This is a genomic window from Streptomyces sp. CNP082 (assembly GCF_059570535.1).
Window position 1 is genome coordinate 1 of record NZ_JCANSZ010000012.1, and the last position, 21,738, is coordinate 21,738.

At 71.9% G+C, this 21,738-nt stretch carries 19 protein-coding genes; 9 read left to right on the top strand and 10 right to left on the bottom strand.

Features of this window, described 5'->3' with window-relative positions; genetic code table 11:
- Positions 1–151: 151 nt before the first annotated feature.
- Positions 152–1,756: an IS1634 family transposase gene (locus B124_RS12755; protein ID WP_496500751.1), complete on the top strand. Its 1,605-nt coding sequence runs from the start codon at positions 152–154 to the stop codon at positions 1,754–1,756.
- Between the two features lie 100 nt (positions 1,757–1,856).
- Here B124_RS12755 and B124_RS12760 read toward each other — a convergent pair whose 3' ends face one another.
- The 3 genes from B124_RS12760 to ychF all read right to left on the bottom strand — a co-directional run bounded on the left by B124_RS12760 (position 1,857) and on the right by ychF (position 5,496).
- Positions 1,857–3,110 carry an IS256 family transposase gene (locus B124_RS12760; protein WP_496502894.1) on the bottom strand — a complete coding sequence of 418 codons (1,254 nt, stop codon included), beginning with the start codon at positions 3,108–3,110 and terminating at the stop codon, positions 1,857–1,859.
- Between the two features lie 347 nt (positions 3,111–3,457).
- Positions 3,458–3,727, bottom strand: coding sequence for a type I restriction-modification enzyme R subunit C-terminal domain-containing protein (locus B124_RS12765; protein WP_496502895.1), 270 nt, complete (start codon positions 3,725–3,727; stop codon positions 3,458–3,460).
- A gap of 680 nt (positions 3,728–4,407) precedes the next feature.
- The gene (gene ychF / locus B124_RS12770; protein WP_496502896.1) at positions 4,408–5,496 is read right to left on the bottom strand and encodes a redox-regulated ATPase YchF; all 1,089 of its coding nucleotides are present in this window, start codon (positions 5,494–5,496) and stop codon (positions 4,408–4,410) included.
- Between the two features lie 301 nt (positions 5,497–5,797).
- Between ychF and B124_RS12775 the strand changes: the two genes are divergently transcribed.
- Positions 5,798–6,400 carry a DUF6542 domain-containing protein gene (locus tag B124_RS12775; RefSeq protein WP_496502897.1) on the top strand — a complete coding sequence of 201 codons (603 nt, stop codon included), beginning with the start codon at positions 5,798–5,800 and terminating at the stop codon, positions 6,398–6,400.
- Here the strand turns inward: B124_RS12775 and B124_RS12780 are convergent.
- Positions 6,321–7,322, bottom strand: coding sequence for a 4-hydroxy-3-methylbut-2-enyl diphosphate reductase (locus tag B124_RS12780; protein WP_496502898.1), 1,002 nt, complete (start codon positions 7,320–7,322; stop codon positions 6,321–6,323). The two genes, B124_RS12775 and B124_RS12780, sit on opposite strands and share 80 nt — an antisense overlap.
- A 107-nt stretch (positions 7,323–7,429) precedes the next feature.
- Between B124_RS12780 and xseA the strand changes: the two genes are divergently transcribed.
- On the top strand, positions 7,430–8,641 hold the full coding sequence (xseA, locus tag B124_RS12785; protein WP_496502899.1) for an exodeoxyribonuclease VII large subunit: 1,212 nt from the start codon (positions 7,430–7,432) through the stop codon (positions 8,639–8,641).
- Between the two features lie 21 nt (positions 8,642–8,662).
- Positions 8,663–8,944, top strand: a complete 282-nt coding sequence (locus B124_RS12790; protein WP_496502900.1) for an exodeoxyribonuclease VII small subunit — start codon at positions 8,663–8,665, stop codon at positions 8,942–8,944.
- Between the two features lie 126 nt (positions 8,945–9,070).
- Here B124_RS12790 and B124_RS12795 read toward each other — a convergent pair whose 3' ends face one another.
- Positions 9,071–9,598, bottom strand: coding sequence for a DUF4245 domain-containing protein (locus B124_RS12795; RefSeq protein WP_496502901.1), 528 nt, complete (start codon positions 9,596–9,598; stop codon positions 9,071–9,073).
- Positions 9,599–9,775: 177 nt separating this feature from the next.
- Between B124_RS12795 and glpX the strand changes: the two genes are divergently transcribed.
- A complete protein-coding gene (gene glpX / locus B124_RS12800; RefSeq protein ID WP_496502902.1) occupies positions 9,776–10,822 on the top strand; it encodes a class II fructose-bisphosphatase in 1,047 nt (348 codons plus the stop codon).
- 75 nt (positions 10,823–10,897) lie between these two features.
- Here the strand turns inward: glpX and B124_RS12805 are convergent, their stop codons facing one another.
- Positions 10,898–11,263 carry a WhiB family transcriptional regulator gene (locus tag B124_RS12805; RefSeq protein WP_496502903.1) on the bottom strand — a complete coding sequence of 122 codons (366 nt, stop codon included), beginning with the start codon at positions 11,261–11,263 and terminating at the stop codon, positions 10,898–10,900.
- Positions 11,264–11,462: 199 nt separating this feature from the next.
- Positions 11,463–12,152, bottom strand: a complete 690-nt coding sequence (locus B124_RS12810) for a DUF1707 SHOCT-like domain-containing protein (protein WP_496502904.1) — start codon at positions 12,150–12,152, stop codon at positions 11,463–11,465.
- 141 nt (positions 12,153–12,293) lie between these two features.
- On the opposite strand from B124_RS12810, the gene B124_RS12815 reads away from it, so the two are divergent.
- A complete protein-coding gene (locus tag B124_RS12815; RefSeq protein ID WP_496502905.1) occupies positions 12,294–14,030 on the top strand; it encodes a fumarate hydratase in 1,737 nt (578 codons plus the stop codon).
- An 86-nt stretch (positions 14,031–14,116) separates the two neighbouring features.
- Here B124_RS12815 and B124_RS12820 read toward each other — a convergent pair whose 3' ends face one another.
- Positions 14,117–14,866: a hypothetical protein gene (locus B124_RS12820; RefSeq protein WP_496502906.1), complete on the bottom strand. Its 750-nt coding sequence runs from the start codon at positions 14,864–14,866 to the stop codon at positions 14,117–14,119.
- 184 nt (positions 14,867–15,050) lie between these two features.
- Between B124_RS12820 and B124_RS12825 the strand changes: the two genes are divergently transcribed.
- From B124_RS12825 to B124_RS12835, 3 genes are all read left to right on the top strand, one after another.
- The gene (locus B124_RS12825; RefSeq protein ID WP_496502907.1) at positions 15,051–16,487 is read left to right on the top strand and encodes a class II fumarate hydratase; all 1,437 of its coding nucleotides are present in this window, start codon (positions 15,051–15,053) and stop codon (positions 16,485–16,487) included.
- Positions 16,488–16,511: 24 nt separating this feature from the next.
- Positions 16,512–17,282 (top strand): cytidylyl-2-hydroxypropylphosphonate hydrolase, encoded by a 771-nt coding sequence (fomD, locus tag B124_RS12830; protein WP_496502908.1) that lies wholly within the window; start codon positions 16,512–16,514, stop codon positions 17,280–17,282.
- A gap of 121 nt (positions 17,283–17,403) precedes the next feature.
- A complete protein-coding gene (locus B124_RS12835; RefSeq protein ID WP_496502909.1) occupies positions 17,404–19,428 on the top strand; it encodes an ATP-binding SpoIIE family protein phosphatase in 2,025 nt (674 codons plus the stop codon).
- A gap of 39 nt (positions 19,429–19,467) precedes the next feature.
- On the opposite strand, the gene B124_RS12840 is transcribed toward B124_RS12835, so the two are convergent.
- Both B124_RS12840 and B124_RS12845 read right to left on the bottom strand, forming a co-directional pair.
- The gene (locus tag B124_RS12840) at positions 19,468–20,739 is read right to left on the bottom strand and encodes a hypothetical protein (protein WP_496502910.1); all 1,272 of its coding nucleotides are present in this window, start codon (positions 20,737–20,739) and stop codon (positions 19,468–19,470) included.
- Positions 20,723–21,589, bottom strand: a complete 867-nt coding sequence (locus B124_RS12845; protein WP_496502911.1) for a hypothetical protein — start codon at positions 21,587–21,589, stop codon at positions 20,723–20,725. Before B124_RS12845 ends, B124_RS12840 begins: the two co-directional genes overlap by 17 nt.
- Positions 21,590–21,738: the final 149 nt, after the last annotated feature.

A 21,738-nucleotide genomic window follows, 5' to 3' on the forward strand; every position in this document is an offset into this window, starting at 1 on the left:
TCTAGACCCGGACTTCGCGGGTCGTTGATTCGTATGGTGTGACTGGTCCGGGGGTGTCCCGGGTCGGTCGTTCGGCGTTGGGTGGGGTGTGTCGATGACTTCCCGGTCCCCGCGGCCACGGTCTGTCCGTCAGCGCCTTGATGTGGTGGTGATGTCCGTGGTGGAGAAGCGTCTGGGCGCTCTGCCTGTCGCTGCCGAGTTTCTGCGCCGGTTGGATGTCGCGGGGGTCGTCGACGAGGTGTGCCCGGGGGGTGCGAGCGCGCATCTGACCCATGGGCAGGTGGTCGAGGCATTGGTGGCCAACCGGCTGACCTCGCCGGCACCGCTGGTGAGGGTCGGTGACTGGGCCCGCACCTGGGCGGTGGAGGAGATCTTTGGTATCGAGGCGGATCTGCTCAACGACGACCGTCTGGCCCGGGCCCTGGACGCGATCGCCCCGAAACTGGAGGCCATCGCGGGCACCGTCGGCGCACGGGCCATCTCCGAGTTCGGCATCGATGTGTCGCGGCTGCACTGGGATATGACCAGCATGTCCGTCCATGGCGCCTATCCGGTCCAGGACCAGGACGAGCAGTACCCGGTCATTGCCCACGGGCGTCCCAAGGACCGGCGGGTGGACCTTAAGCAGGTCCAGACGGGGCTTGCGGTGTCCGCCGACGGCGGCATCCCCGTCCATGCCCGGGTCCTGGGCGGCAAAGCGGCCGAGGTCAGCCAGGCCGTCGGGGCGATGAAGGACCTGCAAGGCATGGCCGGTGAACAGAAGTTCCTGATGGTTGCCGACTCCAAACTGGTGTCGTACGCCAACATCACCGCGCTTTTGTCGGCCGGGGTGGACTTCATCGCCCCCGTCCCGGCTGCCCAGGTCAAGGACGAGGTCTATGCCGCGCTGGATCTCACCCAGGCCCAGGCTGTGGACTGGGTGCCCGGGCGGGACGCGGGCAAGCCCGCCGACCAGCGGGAGAGCTACCGGGTTCTGGAGGACGTCCATACCCTGACCGGGCCCCGCAAGCGGGACCCCGTGCACCGGGTGCGCCGGGTCCTGGTGCACTCCACCGCCGTTGCAGCGGGCCAGCGCAGAGCCCGCGAGAAGCGTCTGGCCCGGGCCGGTGAGGAGATGGACAAACTCGCGAGTGCAGCCGGCGGCCGGCACTACAAGACCGGCTCGAAGATCACCGCTCGCATCGGAGTCATCGCAGCCAAACGCCATGTGACCTCCTGTCTGCGCTGGACGATCACCGAAGACGAACACGGAAAGCCCACCCTGGCCTGGCACTTCGACCAGGAAGCCTTGGCCTCCGAGGCCGCCGTGGACGGCTGGTACGCGCTGCTGACCAGCATCCCGGCCGAGCGGGCCAACTCGGCCCGGATCCTGGTCCACTACAAGGGCCAGGGCGCGGTCGAACGCCGCTACCACGACTTCAAAGGCCCCCTGGCGGTCGCACCGGTCTTCGTGCAGCACAACCGGCGCGTCGCCGCCCTGATCCAGGTCATCTGCCTGGCCCTGCTCGTCTTCTGCCTCATCGAACGCCAGGCCAGACGCGCCCTCGGCGGCGACCAGACCATGACCGGCCTCTACCCGGACAACCGCCGAGCCCGCCCCACCGGCCGCATGATCTTCTACCACCTCGGCGAACTCACCCTGAGGATCGGCAACCTCACTGACCCGCCCACCGTCCAGATAACCCGCGGCGTCCAACTCCACCTCCTCGACCTACTCGATACCGACATCGGACAAACCCGCTGGCCACAGACCTGAAAGGTGACCCGCGAAGTCCGGGTCTAGAGGGCTGTACGTTCTTGGGTTCCGGCCCGTCTCCAGTGAGTCATAGTCAAGAGTTGTGGATCACAAAGGTTGTTCAGGCTGCGGTGACCTCCGCTCGTTCGACGAGGTGACCGTTCTCGAAGCGGGCGCCGTTGCGGACGAGGGCGACGAGTTGGGGTGCGGTGATCGCCCGCCATCGGGCCTGGGCGGACTCGGCGAGCTTGAACACCATGGCAAGGGCGGCGGCGGGGCTACCGGCGCCGCGGGTGACCTTGGTTCGGAGTTTGACCGTGCTGAAGGTCGACTCGATCGGATTCGTTGTCCGTAGATGCACCCAGTGCTCGGCCGGGAAGTCGTAGAAGGCGAGGAGTTCGTCGACATCGTCGGTGATCTTCTTGACGGCCTTGGGCCACTTCGCGCCGTAGGCCCGCTCGAAGTCGGTGACCGCCTTCATGGCGTGGTCGCGGTCCTCGGCGTTGTAGATCTCCTGCAGCGCCTTCTTCGCTCCGGGGTGCGCGGACTTCGGCAGCGAGTTGATCACGTTGCGGGTTTTGTGAACCCAGCACCTTTGCTGCCTGGCCTGCGGAAATACCTCCGCAAGGGCCCGCCACAGGCCCATCGCGCCGTCGCCGACGACCAGCTCGGGATCGCGCATGCCGCGCCGTCGGCAGTCCCGCAGCAGATCCGCCCACGACTCGGCCGACTCCCGCAGCCCCTCGGCCAGCGCGATCAGTTCCTTGGTGCCGTCCAGCCGCACCCCCATCAGCATCAGCACGCAGGAGTGCGCCTGGCCGAGACGGACCTTGGGATGCACGCCGTCGGCCCACACGTACACGTAGTCGGACTCCGACAGGTCACGGGCCTGGAAGTCGGCATGGTCGTCGCTCCACTGCTTGGTCAGCCTCGTCACCGCCGCCGGGGAGAGCCCGGCCGCCGAGCCGAGGAACTGCTCCAGCGCCGGCACGAAGTCCCCGGACGACAGCCCGTGCAGATACAGCAGCGGCAGCACCTCGGATACCTTCGGGGACTTCCGGCACCACGGTGCCAGGATCTTCGACGAGAAGCGCCGACGCTCGCCCGTGGCGGCATCAACACGCTTGTCGTTCACCCTCGGCGCCCGCACCTCGACCGGGCCCGCAGCGGTGGTAACGGTCCGCTCCCGGTGATGGCCGTTTCGCACCACGAGACGGCGACCGGCCTCGTCGCGCTGGTCCGCCAGCCCGGCTATGTACTGGTAGACCTCGGCCTCCAGGGCCGCGGCGAGCATCCGCCTGACGCCCTCGCGGACGATGTCGTCCATCAGGGAGCCGGTCTCGGTGGTGCCGTCGTTGGTGACTACGCTGAGCACGGGCGTGCCTTCCCGGCCCGCGCTGCAACGCGGGCCTACTCGGTGACTTGCTGATCACTCACTCGGGAAGGTACGCCTCTCGTGCGTCCGCCCGGGAAAGCTGATCCACAAGTCCTGAGCATGGCTCGTCTCCAGTTGAGTCAGACCCCAAGATCCGCATGCATGACTAGTCTTGTCACTGCTGACCGCGGCTGAGCCCCTGTGCCTCCGCGTTCTCGCGCGACATCTCCTGACGACCCTTGAACGTCTCGGGCTTGCCGTTCACAAGGCAGGGCAGTCGCTGTCAGTGTGGTAGGCGTAGCGGTGGTCTCCAACGCTTACGTGCACGGTGTGCACCGAGGGGCACTTCATGCCGCGTCCTGCGTTGCGACTGCGGTGGCGTAGACGGCGCGAATGACCGCGGTGATCTGGTCGATCTGCGCCTCCTCGAACAACTCCTCCGGTCCGCGCGGGGCGAGGGAGTCGAAGGGGGACTGGTACAGGACCTCAACGTCGATGGTGCCGTTGCGCGCTAGGTAGTCAATGATCAGGTCGACGAAGCGCAGCTGGACGCTGGTGAAGGTTTCACCCTGCTGGAAGTCACACACCGGAAGGTTAGCGGACCCCACCGACAGCACGGACCCGATCGATCGGGAGCCACCCGGTACCGACACGCAGCACCAAACCAGCACGGTACGGATGACCCCGGGCGGTTCAGTCGTGCACCGTTGGCACCTGCCCTCCGGAGCCGCATGCGGAGGTTCGAATCCTGCCTGATATTCGAACGGGCGTATGAGACAAGCCCCCGGCAGCTTGAGGGGCGTCCGCGCCAGCGGCGTGTGCGTATGGGTCGCGTCGCCCCGGGACGAGCCGGCCGGCCGGCCACTTATCGCTTGACCCGGATAGTGCTGGTGATCACTACCTGACCCCCGTTCCCCGGCCGTTCCCATGTTCTGGGTCCCCTGCCGAGGGCTCAAGGGGATACGGCACGGTCGCGGCCCGCCGCACCCGCGGCCCACGCTGGCCGCGACAGCGCCGTTCACACTCACCGCCCCCCGGGGTGCGAACCCCTGAAACGCTCGGCTGACGCGGGCGCACACACCGTCCGCCCGCACCCCCTGCGTTGTCCCGCCGGTCCGCGCTCTCCAGCCAATATCCAGCCAGCGTGTGGAGAACGACAGATGACGACAGGTGACGAGCCGTCAGACCATCCAGCCAAAATCCAGCCACGGTACGCGGACCGGGCGACCCGAATCCGGGGGCGCACCCGGCTGACCTGGTGGTTTGCTAATTCACCCGAGTCGCGGTATCGCGGGGGCTATACATTGAAGCGGAACTCGACCACGTCGCCGTCGCGCATCACGTAGTCCTTGCCCTCCATGCGGGCTTTGCCCGCCGCGCGGGCTTCCGGTACCGAGCCGGTGGCGACCAGGGCGTCGAAGGAGATGACCTCCGCCTTGATGAAGCCCTTCTGGAAGTCCGTGTGGATCACGCCCGCCGCCTCCGGGGCCGTCGCGCCCTTCTTGATGGTCCAGGCGCGGGCTTCCTTGGGGCCTGCGGTCAGGTAGGTCTGCAGGCCCAGGGTGGCGAAGCCTACGCGGGCGAGCGTGACCAGGCCCGGTTCCTGCTGGCCTACGGACTGGAGGAGTTCGAGGGCGTCGGCCTCGTCTAGTTCGGCGAGTTCGGATTCGAGTTTGGCGTTGAGGAAGATGGCCTCGGCCGGGGCGACCAGGGCGCGCTGTTCGTCCTTGAAGGGCTCGTCCGCCAGTTCGTCCTCGTCGACGTTGAAGACGTAGAGGAAGGGCTTCGTCGTCAGCAGGTGCAGGTCGTGGAGGAGAGCGGCGCGGTCGGTGCCCTGGGCGATGCCTGCGGCGAAGAGGGTCTGGCCGGCGTCGAGGATGGCCTTGGCCTCTTCGATGGCGGTGAGTTTGGGGGCCAGGTCCTTTTTGATGCGGGATTCCTTCTGGAGCCGCGGGAGTACCTTTTCGATGGTCTGGAGGTCGGCGAGGATCATCTCGGTGTTGATGGTCTCGATGTCGTCCTTGGGCGAGACCTTGCCGTCCACGTGGACCACGTTCTCGTCCCGGAAGGCGCGGATGACCTGGCAGATCGCGTCGGACTCGCGGATATTGGCCAGGAACTTGTTGCCCAGGCCCTCGCCCTCGCTCGCGCCGCGCACGATGCCGGCGATGTCGACGAAGTCGACCGTTGCCGGGAGGATGCGCTGGGAGCCGAAGATGCCCGCCAGGGTGTCGAGGCGGGGGTCGGGGACGCCGACGACGCCGACGTTGGGCTCGATGGTGGCGAACGGGTAGTTGGCCGCCAGCACCTCGTTCTTGGTCAGGGCGTTGAAGAGGGTCGACTTGCCGACGTTCGGCAGGCCGACGATTCCGATCGTGAGCGACACGTGAACGACTTCCGGTGCGAGGTACGAGGACGGGGGCGGGGTCGCGGTGTGGCGGACCCGGTTGCGATTCTACGGGTGCGCGCCGTGCGCCCGGCGGGTGTGCGTCCCGTGGGACTCCGGCACTCCGAATGAGCGCATTCTGTGCCCCTCCCGGGGTTTCACCTGCCGTGGGGCCTACCGTGGAGCGATGCAGCATCACCGTACGAACACGGATCCCGACGGAGAGCGACAGAGGGCTCACGTCCCGCGACCGGCCCGCGCGTCCGACCCCGCCGAGGCGGCCGGGGCCGAGGAGAGCGCCGTGGTGTACCGGGCCGCGGCGCGGCGGCCCGTGCCGCCTGTGGTGCGGACGCTGCTGCGGCCCGCGGGGCCGCGGCTGACGGCGGCCGGCGGGGGGCTGCTGGCGGCGGCGGTGATGCTGGGTACGGGGGCGTTCGTGCAGGTGGTGATGGGGACCGCGCCGGTGTTCTTCGGGGTGGTGTTCCTGGTGCTGTCGGTGTGCTGCGCGCTGTGGATCCGGCCCTCGGACGTCATCGCCGCGCCGATCGCCATGCCGATCGCCTTCGCCGCCGGGACACTGGCCGTCGGCGAGGGCTCGGGCGGGGTCTCCTCGCGCGTCATGGCCGCCGGTACGACCCTGGCCCTGGAGGCGCCGTGGCTCTACGGGGGGACGGTGCTGGCCGGCGCCCTCGCCCTGCTGCGGTACTTCGCCCTGCTCGCCGTACGGCGCGGCACCGGCGGTGAGCCTCCCGCCGGGCCGCCCTCCGGGGCCCGGCGGTCGCCGTCCCGGTCTCGGCGGCGCGGTGCGGAGCAGTCCGCTCCGGTCAGTCCGCCGCGCCGCCGCCCAGCGCAGCCGCCTCGGCGCGCAGGTCGCGGCGGAGCTCCTTCGGCAGGGAGAAGGTGAGCCGCTCGTCCATGGGCTGCACCAGGTCCACGTCCGCGTAGCCCCGGTCCGCGAGCCACTCCAGCACCCCGTCGACCAGCACCTCCGGCACCGACGCCCCCGACGTCACGCCGACCGTCGCCACGCCGTCCAGCCACGCCTCGTCGATCTCCTCGGCGCCGTCGATCAGATACGACGCCGTGGCGCCCGCGTCCAGGGCGACCTCGACCAGCCGCTGCGAGTTCGAAGAGTTCTGCGAGCCGACGACGAGCACGAGGTCCGAGTCCGCGCCCACCTGCTTGACCGCGACCTGCCGGTTCTGCGTCGCGTAGCAGATGTCGTCGCTCGGCGGGTCCAGCAGGTTCGGGAACCGGCTCTTGAGCCGGTCGACCGTCTCCATCGTCTCGTCCACCGACAGCGTGGTCTGCGACAGCCAGACGACCTTGTCGGGGTCGCGCACCTCGATCTGGTCCGCGCCCTCGGGGCCGTCTACGAGCTGGATGTGCTCCGGTGCCTCGCCCGAGGTGCCGATGACCTCCTCGTGGCCCTCGTGGCCGATGAGCAGGATGTCGAAGTCGTCCTTGGCGAACCGGACGGCCTCCTTGTGCACCTTCGTCACCAGCGGGCAGGTCGCGTCGATCGTGGCGAGCCGGCCCGCCTTCGCCTCCTCGTGGACGGTGGGGGCGACGCCGTGCGCGGAGAAGATCACGATGTTGCCGGGCGGCACCTCGGCCGTCTCCTCGACGAAGATTGCGCCCTTGCGCTCCAGCATCTTGACGACGTACTTGTTGTGCACGATCTCGTGCCGTACGTACACGGGCGCACCGTACTGCTCAAGTGCCTGCTCCACCGCGATCACCGCCCGGTCGACGCCGGCGCAGTAGCCCCGGGGAGCGGCGAGGAGGACGCGGCGGGCGGGCTGCGGTGCGCTCGAAGCAGTCATGCCGCCATGGTACGGAACGTCCTCCGCGCGATTCGAGGGCACGACGCCCGCGGCCCGCCGGCCGGCGCGCGCCGCCCGTGTCGTACCCCGCCGTTAGGCTCGGGGCCATGGCGGTGAACACGGCCGAGACGCCCATGCCCGTCGGGGTCGTCTCGCGGAAGATCGGCGGCTGGATCGACCGGCTCGGCGCGCTGTGGGTGGAGGGGCAGATCACCCAGTTGTCGCGGCGGCCGGGCGCCGGCGTGGTCTTCATGACGCTGCGCGATCCGGCGCAGGAGGTCTCCCTGACGGTGACGTGCTTCCGCGACGTGTTCGACAAGGTGGCGGATGTCATACAGGAAGGCGCCCGCGTCGTCGTCTTCGCCAAGCCGGTCTGGTACGCGCGGGGCGGCCAGCTCTCGCTGCGCGCCGCCGAGATCCGCCCGGTGGGCGTCGGCGAACTGCTCGTGCGGCTGGAGCGGTTGAAGAAGGCGCTGGCCGCCGAGGGGCTGTTCGCGCCGGAGCGCAAGAAGCCGCTGCCGTTCCTGCCGCGCCGCATCGGGCTGGTGACGGGGCGGGCGTCGGCGGCGGAGCGGGACGTGCTGGAGACGGCGCGGCACCGGTGGCCGGCGGTGCGGTTCGAGGTGCGGCCGGTGGCGGTGCAGGGGGTGCACGCGGTGCCGCAGGTCATCAAGGCGGTGCAGGAGCTGGACGGCCTGGCGGAGGTGGACGTCATCATCGTCGCGCGGGGCGGCGGCAGCGTGGAGGACCTGCTGCCGTTCTCGGACGAGCAGCTCGTACGGGCCGTGGCCGCGTGCCGTACGCCGGTGGTCTCCGCCATCGGCCACGAGCCGGACAACCCTCTCCTGGACTACGTGGCGGATCTCCGTTCCCGTACGCCCACGCACGCCGCGAAGGACGCCGTGCCGGACGTCGGCGAGGAGCACGTGCGGATAGAGCAGCTCAGGCAGCGCGCGCTGCGCGTGCTGACGGGGATGCTGGACCGCGAGGAGCGCGGCCTCGCGGCGTGGCTGAGCCGGCCGGCGATGGCCGAGCCGTACGGGATCGTCGACGAGCGCGCGGAGGTCGTGGACGCGGTGCTCGCGCGCGGCCGGCGCACGCTGGCGCATCTGCTGGACCGCGCGGACTCGGAGCTGGCGCACACCCGCGCCCGGGTCGTCGCCCTCTCCCCCGCGGCCACGCTGAAGCGCGGTTACGCGGTGCTCCAGCGGCCGGACGGCGCGGTGGTGCGCGCGGCGGACGAGGTGAGCGCGGGCGAGGAGCTGCGCGCCCGGGTCGCCGACGGGGAGTTCGGTGTCACGGTCGGCCCGGTGTCATAGGCGGGTCCTAGGGTGGGGGCCATGGCAGAGACGAAGGACCGGGGGACTCTCGGTTACGAGCAGGCGCGGGACGAGCTGATGGAGGTCGTGCGCCGGCTGGAGTCCGGCGGTTCGACACTGGAGGAGTCCCTGGCGCTGTGGGAACGCGGGGAGGAGCTGGCGCGGGTCTGCCGGCAGTGGCTGGACGGCGCCCGCGAGCGGCTCGACGCGGCGCTGGCGGAGTCGGAGGACGAGGACGAGGCTGAAGAGGCCGAGGGGGACGGGGAAGAGTGGGAAGAAGAGGACGCGGAGGGGGCGGAGTAGGTCAGAGGGAGGACCCGGTCGGAGGTCTCCGGGCTGAGGGGTCCGCCGGCGCCTTCGGCCAAGGGCGCAGCCAGACGGCTCCCGCTCACGGCTCCTTCGTACGGACCGGGGCCGCCCCGCCACCGCTCACTTCGCCCGCAGCGCCGCCACCATCTCCTCCATCTGCTCCAGGCTCCCCGTGCCCGTGATCACGGTCGTCACGCCGTCGCCCTTGAGTACCAGCGCGTCGTACTCCCTGCCCTGGTAACGCGCCCACTCGTCGCCCGCGACCTGCCGGCTCTCGCCCGTCGGCCGCGCCTGCTGGGTGACCTTGCGGATGAACCGGTCGGCGTTCTTGCTCCCCTGCTCCACGGCCAGGTACTCGTCATCGGGCGTGACGAAGCCCAGGTGCCAGGTCGTGCCGTGGTCACCGGTCCCGCGGTACGACACGGAGTTGGCCCGCCAGTCGTCCGGCAGCCCCACCGGCGCGACGACCGGGAACGGCGCGACGCGGCGGACCTGGCCCAGCTCCTGGCTGTAGGAGATGGCCTCTATCTCGTTGCCGTCGCCCTCGCGGGGAAGGACGGTGAAGTAGACGACCAGGGACACCCCGAGGGTGACCGCCATGGAGCCCACCAGATTGCGCACCGTCCGCTTGCTGTTCCTGTCTGCCACCCTCCTATGGTCCCTCATCGCGGAGCGCCCCCGGTCCCGGGGGCGGGGGCCGGCGGGCAGCAGAGGAATCGCCCTGCTCATCCGAGGGGCGGTGTGCTCAAAATGGCGATAAACCGATAGGCTCAGGGCACCCCTCCCCGATCCCCGGCCGTCGACCGAGCGGAAAGGTCCTCACGGATGCCGCAGTCCCACGAGACGCCCCATCACCTCCCCGAGCAACTGGAGGTGGCCCCCGAGGCCCCCGACCGCAACCTCGCCCTGGAGCTCGTCCGGGTCACCGAGGCCGGAGCGATGGCCTCCGGCCGCTGGGTCGGCCGCGGCGACAAGAACGGCGCCGACGGCGCCGCCGTACGCGCCATGCGCACCCTGGTCAGCACCGTCTCGATGAACGGCGTCGTCGTGATCGGCGAGGGCGAGAAGGACCACGCGCCGATGCTCTTCAACGGCGAGCACGTCGGCGACGGCACAGGACCCGAGTGCGACGTGGCCGTCGACCCGGTCGACGGCACCACGCTCACCGCCAAGGGCATGGGCAACGCCGTCTCGGTGCTCGCCGTCGCCGAACGGGGCTGCATGTTCGACCCGTCCGCGGTCTTCTACATGGACAAGCTCGCCACCGGCCCCGAGGCCGCCGAGTACGTCGACATCAACGCCCCGGTCGCCGCCAACATCCGCCGCGTCGCCAAGGCCAAGGGCGGCACCGCGCAGGACGTCACCGTCTGCGTGCTGGACCGGCCGCGCCACGACGGGCTGGTGCGGGAGGTCCGCGAGGCCGGGGCGCGGATCAAGTTCATCTCCGACGGCGATGTCGCCGGCGCCATCATGACCGCCCGCGACGGCACCGGTGTCGACCTGCTGCTGGGCGTCGGCGGCACCCCGGAGGCCGTCATCGCGGCCTGCGCGATGAAGTGCCTGGGCGGCACGTTCCAGGGCAAGTTGTGGCCGCGGGACGACGCGGAGCGGCAGCGGGCGCTCGACGCCGGGCACGACCTGGACCGTACGCTGCTGATCGACGACCTCGTCCGCGGTGAGAACGTGTTCTTCGTCGCCACCGGGATCACCGACGGGGAGCTGCTGCGCGGCGTGCGCTACCGCGCGGACCGGGCGTTCACGCAGTCGCTGGTGATGCGGTCGAAGAGCGGCACGATCCGGCAGATCGAGTCGGAGCACCGGTTGTCGAAGCTGCGTGCGTACAGCTCGATCGACTTCGACCGGGGCCTGTAGCGGCGCGCCGGCGGCGGGTGCGTACGGACGGCGTCCAACCCGGCAGAACCGTCCGCCCCCGGGCCGCGGGCCGGCTCAGCCCGCCTGCGCTATGCCCCGCGGGGCGGTCAGCTTCTCCGCTGTCTCCCGCCGCCTGCGGCGCGCCTGTACGACCCGCCGTTCCGCCGCCGTGAGCCCGCCCCACACGCCGTACGGCTCGGGCAGCAGCAGCGCGTGCTCCCGGCACTCGATCATCACGGGACAACGCGCGCAGACCCGCTTCGCGGCGGCCTCGCGCGACAGGCGGTCGGCGGTCGGCTCCTTCGACGGTGCAAAGAACAGCGCGGCCTCGTCCCGCCGGCACACCGCCTCCGTGTGCCAGGGATCCCCCTCTTCCCGCCGGCCGGAGCGCTGGATCGGCACCCGGGCTTCCTGCAGGGACTGCTGGTGGGACTGCAGCACGGTCCACTCCTGACGACGGCGTTGGCGGATCAGGGACAAAGCTGTCTCGTAAGGCGTACGACGGTTCGCACCTGCAGCCGTACGGAGGAGACGATGCACGTGCTCTACCCGCTGTGCGCGCGCTTATGCGCCGAGTGGCTACCCGGGATGGGGGTGCTCCTTCCGCGTCTGCGGGGGCAGTTGGGGCGCCGGAACGGGGTCAGTGGCCGAGGTCGTGCTTGCGCATCCGGTCCGTGAGGTTCTTCAGGAACTTGCCCTTCTTGCCCTTGGCGTCCACCCCGCCGAAGAGCGCGAACCCCGTGACGACGACCACCGGCGCACGCGGGTCCTCCGCCTCCTGCGCGTGCACGTCGAAGCCGCCGAAGACGGCCGTGCCGGACCCGCGCAGCGACACGTTCGCCGGGACCTTGATGTCGACGCCGCCGAAGATGGCGGTCGCGTTGATGACGATCTCCTGCTGGTGGAAGACCGCCTCGGTCAGGTCGATGTCGACGCCCCCGAAGAGCGCGAACGCCGTGGTCCTGCGCCCCACGCTCCAGCGGCCCTTGCGCGTGGAGCCGCTGAAGATCGCGACGAGGGACTGCGACTGCGGCTGGGGGTACGACGGCGGGGGCGGCGCCGGCACGGAGCCGGGCGCGCGCCGGCCGACGGGCAGGTCGCGTACGAGCGGCTCCAGCTCGCCCACGGTCTTGGCCTGGTAGACGCCGTCGATCCGCTCGGCGTGCTCCTCCGGGTCCAGCCGCCCCTCGGCGAGCGCCTCGCGGAGGATGTCGGCCACCCGGTCGCGGTCCGCGTCGGAGGCGCGCAGCTCTCCCTCCGCGACCGGCTTCTTCGACAGCGACGGCGGGGCGGCGGGCACGGGGGCGCTGTCGCGCGGGGTCTCGTCCACGGAGCCAGCGTAACCAAACGCGATACATCGTGACTAGGGTCTCTGCGGCGGCCGGGAGGGGCACCTCACCACGCCGCCCCCGCGCGGCCGTCCTAACCTGGGGGACGCACAGCCGCAGCCGGCCGACACAGAAGGAACGCGATGACCGCCACCGCCCGCCCCGCCACCCCCGCGTTCCAGTACACGGACCTCCTCCCCCTCGGCGCGGACACCACGGAGTACCGCCTGCTGACGACGGAGGGCGTCAGTACGGTCGAGGCCGGCGGGCGTACGTTCCTCCAGGTCGCGCCGGAGGCGCTGCGGCTGCTCGCCGCGGAGGCCATACACGACATCTCGCACTGCCTGCGCCCCGCGCACCTCGCCCAGTTGCGCGCCATCTGCGACGACCCCGAGGCGTCGCCCAACGACAAGTTCGTCGCGCTCGACCTGCTGAAGAACGCCAACATCTCGGCGGCGGGCGTGCTGCCGATGTGCCAGGACACGGGCACGGCGATCGTCATGGGCAAGCGCGGGCAGCACGTGCTGACGCAGGGGCGGGACGAGGAGGCGCTGTCGCGCGGGGTGTTCGACGCGTACACGAAGCTCAACCTGCGCTACTCCCAGATGGCCCCGCTGACCATGTGGGACGAAAAGAACACCGGCAGCAACCTGCCGGCGCAGGTGGAGCTCTACGCCACCGACGGGGACGCGTACAAGTTCCTCTTCATGGCCAAGGGCGGCGGCAGCGCCAACAAGTCGTTCCTCTACCAGGAGACCAAGGCCGTACTCAACGAGGCGTCGATGCTGCGCTTCCTGGAGGAGAAGATCCGCTCGCTGGGCACGGCCGCCTGCCCGCCGTACCACCTGGCGATCGTCGTCGGCGGCACGTCGGCCGAGTACGCGCTGAAGACCGCGAAGTACGCCTCCGCGCACTATCTCGACTCGCTGCCCACCGAGGGCTCCCCCACCGGCCACGGCTTCCGGGACACCGAGATGGAGGCCAGGGTCTTCGAGCTGACGCAGACGCTCGGCATCGGGGCGCAGTTCGGCGGCAAGTACTTCTGCCACGACGTGCGCGTCGTCCGGCTGCCGCGGCACGGCGCGTCCTGCCCGGTGGCCCTCGCGGTCTCCTGCTCCGCCGACCGGCAGGCGCTGGCGAAGATCACGGCGGAGGGCGTCTTCCTGGAGCAGTTGGAGCACGACCCGGCGCGCTTCCTGCCGGACACCACCGCGGCGGAGCTCACCGCGGGCTCGGCGGGCGCTTCGGACGCTTCGGGTTCCGCGGGTTCCGCGGATGACGCCGTACGGATCGACCTCGCCAGGCCGATGGCCGAGGTGCGGGCGGAGCTGACGAAGTACCCGGTCAAGACGCGGCTGTCGCTGACCGGCCCGCTCGTCGTGGCGCGCGACATCGCGCACGCGAAGATCAAGGAGCGCCTGGACGCGGGCGAGGAGATGCCGCAATACCTGAAGGACCACCCCGTGTACTACGCCGGCCCGGCCAAGACCCCCGAGGGCTACGCCTCCGGCTCCTTCGGACCGACGACGGCGGGGCGGATGGACGCGTACGTCGAGCAGTTCCAGGCGGCGGGCGGGTCGATGGTGATGCTGGCCAAGGGCAACCGCTCCCAGCAGGTCACCGACGCCTGCGCCGCGCACGGCGGCTTCTATCTGGGCTCGATCGGCGGGCCGGCGGCGCGGCTGGCGCAGGACTGCATCAAGAAGGTCGAGGTCCTGGAGTACGAGGAGCTGGGCATGGAGGCCGTCTGGAAGATCGAGGTCGAGGACTTCCCGGCGTTCATCGTGGTCGACGACAAGGGGAACGACTTCTTCACCGACCCCGGCCCGGCGAAGCCGTTCGTGACGAGCATCCCGGTGCGGGGCGCGGCGAAGCCGTAGCGGGAGCGCGTACAGACGCGAAGGGGCGGCCGGGTCTCGCCGGGCGCCCCTTGCCCGCGTACAAGCCGGGCCGTGCGCCGGCGCCCTCAGCGGCGCCGGGCCGCGACCGCCCGGCGCCGTAGCGCGACGGCCACGGCCCCGCCGCCCAGCAGCAGCACGCCGGCGCCCAGCCCGTACGCCGCGGTGCTCCCGGAGTCACCGGCGGCCTGCGGCTCGGCGTCGCGGTCATCGCCGGCGTCACCGCGGTCGTCACCGCCGTCACCGCGGTCACCGCTGCCGTCGCCGCGCCCGTCGTCGGCGGTGCGCGCCGGCGCGTCGCTCAGCTTGTCGATGTCCGGCGCGCACACCACAGCGGTCTCCGCGCCCTTCTCGTACGCGCACGCCGTCGCCGCCAGCTCACCCGCCGTCGGCGCCCCCTCCGCGACCCGCGTCCGCGCGGTGAACTCCGCGTGCCTGTGCCCCTTCAGATCCGCCGTCCAGCTCACCTCGTGGCCTCCCCGCACCCTGCCGCCCCTGCCCGGCTGGACCAGCTCCATGCCCTCCGGCAGCGTCTGCCGGATCACGATGTCCTTGATGGGCGCTTTCTGCAGGCTGGAGACGCGGACGGTGTACGTGGCCTCCTGACCGGGGCCCGAGGTCTTGCGCGCGTTGTCGATGGCGATCTTCATGGCGGGGCCGGTCACCCCGGGCACGTCCTTGCCCTTGTCGTCCCCGTTGCCGTCGTCCTGCTGCGCGGCGGCGCCCGCCGGCTGCGCCGCGGCGGCGAGCAGGGCGCAGACGAGCGCGGCTGCGCGTGCTCCGCTGCGGAACCGGCGGATGCGAAAGCTGGTCGTCACGTCACTCCTCGGGCCGAACCTGGACGGTATCTTGCGATCTCTTGTGATTTACTCCTTCTCAGGTGATTGCACCGCGCCGCCGTCCGCGCCCGCGGCAGCCGCGGCGGCAAGTCCGCGGCCTTCCCCGCCGAATCCACCGTTCGGCGCACGGGCGGTGTCGGTGCGCGGTCGTATCCTCGGCAGCATGAGCGAGCCCGCCGACCGGTCCCCCGCAGAACGCCCCGCATCCGACGGCTTCCGCATCGAGCACGACTCGATGGGCGAGGTCCGGGTCCCCGCCGACGCCAAGTGGCGCGCCCAGACGCAGCGCGCCGTGGAGAACTTCCCGGTCTCCGGGCTGCGCCTGGAGTCCGCGCACATCGCCGCGCTGGCCCGCATCAAGGCCGCCGCGGCGAAGGTCAACGCGGAGTTCGGCGTGCTTGAGCAGGACGTCGCCGCGGCCGTGCAGGCGGCGGCGGAGGAGGTCGCGGCGGGCCGCTGGGACGCGGAGTTCCCGGTCGACGTCTTCCAGACCGGCTCCGGCACGTCGTCGAACATGAACATGAACGAGGTGCTGGCCACCCTCGCGCAGGAGAAGCTGGGCACCGGAGGACCGGTGGTCCACCCCAACGACCACGTCAACGCCAGCCAGTCGTCGAACGACACGTTCCCCTCCTCCATCCACATCGCCGCCACCGGCGCGGTCGTGCAGGACCTGATCCCCGCGCTGACGCAGCTGCGGACGGCGCTGGCGGGCAAGGCGGAGGAGTTCGCGGAGGTGGTGAAGTCCGGGCGGACGCACCTGATGGACGCCACGCCCGTCACCCTCGGCCAGGAGTTCGCCGGATATGCCGCCCAGGTCGCCACGGGCGTCGAGCGGCTGCACGCCTCGCTGCCGCGGCTGGCCGAGCTGCCGCTGGGCGGCACCGCCGTCGGCACGGGCATCAACACCCCGCCCGGCTTCGCCGCCGCCGTCATCGCCGAGGTGGCCCGGGCCACCGGGCTGCCGCTGACCGAGGCCCGCGACCACTTCGAGGCGCAGGGCGCCCGCGACGGCCTGGTGGAGGTCTCGGGTCAGCTGCGCACGATCGCGGTCGGACTCACCAAGATCTGCAACGACCTGCGCTGGATGGGCTCGGGGCCGCGCACAGGACTCGCCGAGATCGCCCTGCCCGACCTGCAGCCGGGCTCGTCGATCATGCCGGGCAAGGTGAACCCGGTGGTCCCCGAGGCAGTGCTGATGGTCTGCGCCCAGGTCATCGGGAACGACGTGACGGTCACCACCGCCGGCGCCTCCGGCAACTTCGAGTTGAACGTGATGCTGCCCGTACTCGCCCGCAACGTGCTGGAGTCCGTCCGCCTGCTCGCCAACGCCGCGCGCCTGCTCGCCGACCGCACGGTCGACGGCATCACGGCGAACGTCGAACGCGCCCGGGAGTACGCGGAGTCCTCGCCGTCCGTCGTCACCCCGCTCAACCGGTACCTGGGGTACGAGGAAGCGGCCAAGGTGGCGAAGAAGTCGCTGGCCGAGCGCAAGACGATCCGCGAGGTGGTACTGGAGGGCGGGTACATCGAGCGCGGACTGCTCACGGAGGAGCAGTTGGACAGTGCGCTGGATGTGCTGAGGATGACCCGGCCGTGAGGCGGCGCTGGATACCATCGTCGGATGCACGGGCCAGACGCGGCGGTTGACAGCGACAGGAACGTCTCAGGCGGCCGGTGGGCACCGGGGGATCACATCCTCTGGCGCTACCGCACCCACGAGGCCGAGGCGCCCGGCACAGCCGCCGGCACCGGCAGCCCCGCAGCCACCGGCAGCACCGGCAGCACCGGCGACGGGCTCGGCCGCACCGTGGCCGTCTGCCGCCCGGTGACCGTCGTCCGCGACGACGCCGAGACCCTCGCCGTCTGGGTGGCGCCCGACACCGAGTGCGTACGCCCCGTGCTGGCCGACGGCACCGCGCTGCACCGCGAGCCGCTGGCCACCCGCTACACCAAGCCGCACCGGCCGTACCGCACCCGCTGGTTCGGCGCCGGTGTGCTCAAGCTGGCCCGGCCCGGCGAACCCTGGTCCGTCTGGCTGTTCTGGGAGGAGGACTGGACCTTCAAGTCCTTCTACGTCAACCTCGAAGCGCCCCGGGTGCGTTGGGCCGGGGGCGTCGACTCCGAGGACCACTACCTGGACCTCGTCGTCCGTCCGGACCGCTCGTGGGAGTGGCGGGACGAGGACGAGTTCGCCGCCGCACAGCGCGCGGGCCTGATGCCCGCCGCCCGCGCCGCGGCCGTACGGGACGCCGGCCGGCGGGCGGTCGACGCGATCGGGGCGTGGGGGCCGCCGTTCTCCTCGGGCTGGCAGCTTTGGCGCCCCGACCCGAAGTGGACAGTTCCGCTTCTTCCGGCGGATTGGGACCGCACGCCGGCGCGCTTGTCTTCATGAGCCTCTTGCTGCGCCCCGGTAGGTCAAACGTAGGATCGACGTCCACAGCACCGCAGTGCCCACAACTCAGCCCGCCCTGTGGAGACTTGGGTGGATACGGCCGGATGGACGGTACCGACACGTGACGGAGCGCGACAGCCGGCGGGCAGCCGCCGAGCGGACGGAGTCCGGCAACACCCTTGCCGCCTCCGGCACGGACGAGGGGGTGTCTCCGACCGCGCCGACGGCGCGTTCGGGCGACGCCATCCCCGACCCCCGTGACGCCCTGCACCGCGCGAAACCGGCGCAGCCCGCGAAGGCGCCCCCGGCGGACGCCACGGGCGGCGTGCCGGCGCACCAGGGCGCCGACGACACCCCCAGCGGCGGCAGGCCGCGCCCCCAGCCGGGCGCCGGCCCCGACGCCGCGGGCCGGGCGGCGAGCAGACTGGCCGAGGAGGACGCCGCGTCCGCGCGGCTGCGGTTCCTCGGCGCGGCGACCCGCCGGATCGCCCGCGGCATCGACCTGGACGAGATCGTCCTCGGCCTGTGCCGCTCCGTCGTCCCGTCCTTCGCCGACGCGATCCTCGTCTACCTCCGCGACCCGCTGCCGGTCGGCGACGAGCAGCCGACGGAGCCGTTCCGGCTGCGGCTGCGGCGTACGGACCGGATCACCGACGGCGTCGAGGACGTCGACAGCATGGGCGGCAGCCGGCTGCTGCCCGCGGCGGCGGAGCCGGAGGCGGCGGGTCTGGGCGCGGCCGAGCAGGTCGACGTCGTACGGGCCGGGGCGCTGCTCGAAGTGCTGCGCGGCGTCCGCCCGGTGTTCGGCGAGACGCTGGCCGCCCGTGCCGCGCTCATCGAACTGCTGGGCCGCGAGAGCCCGCTGGCCAACGCGCCGGCCGACAAGCGCACGATCGTCGCCCCGCTGCGCGGCCGGCGCCGGGTGATCGGGGTGGCGGTGCTCGTACGCGGCCCGGCACGGCCCGCGTACGGGCCGGACGACCTGCTGATCGCCGCCCAACTGGCCACGCACACCGCGCTCGGCGTCGACAAGGCGGTGATCTACGACCGCGAGGCGTACATCGCCGACCAGTTGCAGCGCACGATGCTGCCCGAGTACCTGCCGGAGCCCACCGGCGTCCGCCTCGCCAGCCGCTACCGGCCCGCGGCCGAGACCGCGCGGGTCGGCGGCGACTGGTACGACGCGATCCCGCTGCCCGGCAGCCGGGTCGCGCTGGTCGTCGGCGACGTGATGGGCCACTCGGTGACCTCCGCGGCGATCATGGGCCAGTTGCGTACCGCGGCGCAGACGCTGGCCCAGCTCGACCTGCCGCCGCAGGAGGTGCTGCACCACCTCGACGAGCAGGCGCAGCGCCTCGGCGACGACCGCATGGCCACGTGCCTGTACGCGGTCTACGACCCGATCGCCCACACCCTCACCGCCTCCAACGCCGGCCACCCGCCGCCGGTCCTGCTCCGCCGCGACGGCTTCAGCGAGGTGCTGGACGTACCGCCGGGCGCGCCGATCGGGGTGGGCGGCGTGGGCTTCGAGGCGGTGGAGCTGCAAGCACCGCAGGGCTCGACGCTGCTGCTGTACACCGACGGCCTGGTGGAGTCCCGGCTGATGGACGTCTCCACGGGCATCGACCAGCTCTGCGCCCGCCTGACCCGCACGGCGGCGCTCACCGGCCCGGGCAACCCGCCGCCGCTGGAGCCGCTGTGCGACGAGGTGCTGGACGTCCTCGGCCCGGGCGACCGGGACGACGACATCGCCCTGCTGGCGGCGCGGCTGGACGGCATAGCGCCGAGCGCGGCGGCGCAGTGGTCCCTGGACCCGCGCGCGCAGGCGCCGCGCGAGGCGCGGTCGCTGGCGCGTGGAGCGCTGGCGGGGTGGGGTCTGGAGGAGCTCACGGACATCGTGGAGCTGCTGGTGAGCGAGGTGGTCACGAATGCGGTCCGCTACGCCCAGCGGCCGGTGACGCTCCGTCTGGTGCACACGGACCGGCTGCGGTGCGAGGTGGTGGACGACGTCCCGCAGTTGCCGCGGATGCGGCGGGCGGGGCCGGCGGATGAGGGTGGGCGGGGGATGTTCCTGGTGAACAAGCTGGCCCGGCACTGGGGGGCGGAGCGCCTGAGTGTGGGCAAGGTGGTGTGGTTCGAGATCTGACCTGCCGAACCCGTCGCCGGGGCCGGGGAAGACGCCGCCTCAGTCGCACGGTGGCAGCGGTGGGAGCGTCGAGGTCCGGGTGAGGCGGATGACGTCCCTTGCCTCCGCCGCCTTCGCCTCCCCCTCCGGGTACGCCACCCCCATCCCCCCGTCCCGCGCCAGCGCGTACCCGTACCGTGGCGTGATCCGTGCGTACGACCGTGACCGCAGGTCCAGTGCCCACGCCGCCTCCGTCGTACGCCACGTCACCACCTCCCCGCTCACCTGCACCTGGTCGACGCCCCCCAACTCCGGCTCCGCCACCGCCCCGACGCCCTCGTCCCCGCCCCCGCCCCGTACCAGCGCCAGCGGCTCCGCCCAGCCCTCCCGCCACACGTACAGCCGCGGCCGGTCCGCGGCCCCGCCCGCCCACGCCCACGTGCGTCCGTCCGACGCCACATACCGGACGTTGCGCAGGTCCGCGACCGGGCCCGGCAGTTCCGCGGGGCGCAGCGTGTCCATGGAGACCGCCGCGAGGCGGGTCTCCGGCCGGCCGGCCGGCGACTCCCCCTGGCGCAGCCACACCAGCAGACCGCCCGCCGCGAACGGCGTGTCGACGACGCCCTCGTACACCGTCCGCCGTTCGCCGCCGCCCAGGTCCCGTGCGTACACCGCAGACCGGCCGCCCCCCGTGCCCTGCGCCCAGAACAGCCGGCCCGACCGCACCACCGCCTGCACGAACGGCCCCGGCACCGCGCTCGGCCCCCCGCCCGCCCGCTCCGCTTCGGCGACCGCCTCCCGGCGTCCGCTGGTCGCGTCCCAGGCGTAGAGCGTCCAGGGGCTTTCCACCTGCCGGCCCTCGACAACGTCGAAAACCAGCCATCTCCCGTCGAAGTCCGCGCTGCCCACCTGGTGTTCCACCGGGTCCGCCAGCCGCATCACCGGCCGCGTCTCATCCCTCCCCCGCAGGTCCCTCTCCCGCAGGACGACGGAGCGCCCGTCCCCCGGCTCCGTCGACTGCAGCACCGCCCACCCCGCCTCCGGGCCGACCTCCGTGAGCACCGCCCGCTCCCCCTCCGGCACCGGGACCCGCCCGTCGGCCAGCGCGTCCGACCACCCGCGCGGCAGCGCCACCTCGCACGCCCGGTCCCGTACGGGCTCCCCGGTCGGCGGCGCCGCCGTGGGAGAGCCCGCGGGAGGGCCCGTACGGGAGCCGTCGCCGCCTCCCGACGAGCACGCGGGCGTGCCCGCCAGGAGGACGGCCGCGCCCAGCGCGGCGACTACGCCGCGGGCGCGGGGTGCGACGGGCCGCAGCTCACCAGACGTAGCCACGACCGCCCATGATGGTCGTGATCGTGTCCGACGAGATGGTCGCGGTACGCGGCACGCTGCCGGCCCACGAGATGATGCTCGTCGGCACCCCGCCCACCGGGTCGCGGTACTGCACGGTGCTCGCGCCGTCGTCGCTGTGGCCGTCGATCGACACCCAGTGGAATATCTCCCGGTTCGGGTGCCCGACGAGGTGCGGGCCGCCGACGACCTCCCAGGCGTTGCCCGCGATGGCGTAGTCGCCGGACGTGTTGTGCACGATGTGGTCGCGGAAGTTGGCCTTGTCCGTCGCGCTCGGCGTGTACGGCAGCGCCTTCGGCACGTAGCCCGCGCCGGGGAGGCGGTAGTTGAGCACGTCGGGGATGGGATAGCCGGTCGGTTCCGGGACGTTGGCGTTGATGCCGTACCAGGCCGTGCCGGAGGTGTTCGTACGCAACTGGCTGCCGGCCTCGGTCTGGGACCGGTTGCCGACCTCGTCGCGCGCGGACTGCGTGATCACGAGGGTGGCGGGGCCGCAGTAGTAGGAGTTGATCTGGGACTGCTGCACGGCGCCGGAGGAGACGATCGCCGCCGCCCCGGCGCCGCCGCTCGCGGCAAACCGCTGCGCCGACTGCTGCGCCGCGCCCTTCGCCGCCGCCGACTTCTCGGCGAGCAGCCGCTGCTGCCCGGCCGTCAGCCGCTCGGGCGGCAGGGTGTCGGTGCGCTCCTTGTACGCGCCGGCCGCCGCCGCGCCCTCGGCGGGACCCGCCGCGGGGCTTGGCTCGGCCGCCTGCGCGGGGCCGCCGGTGAGCGCGAGGGCGGCGACGAGCAGGCCGCCCGCTCCGGCTGCGGACACGGCTCGGAAAGTGGACATCGCTGTCTCCTGTCGTTCGTGGGGGTGACACGGGGACGTTGATGCCGGCGTCTGCTCCCGCAGGCAGCTCCATTCTGTCCGGCGCACACCCTCTACCGGAAGGGGGCATGACAAACGAGCGCACTGCACACCCCGTCTATACACCGCAC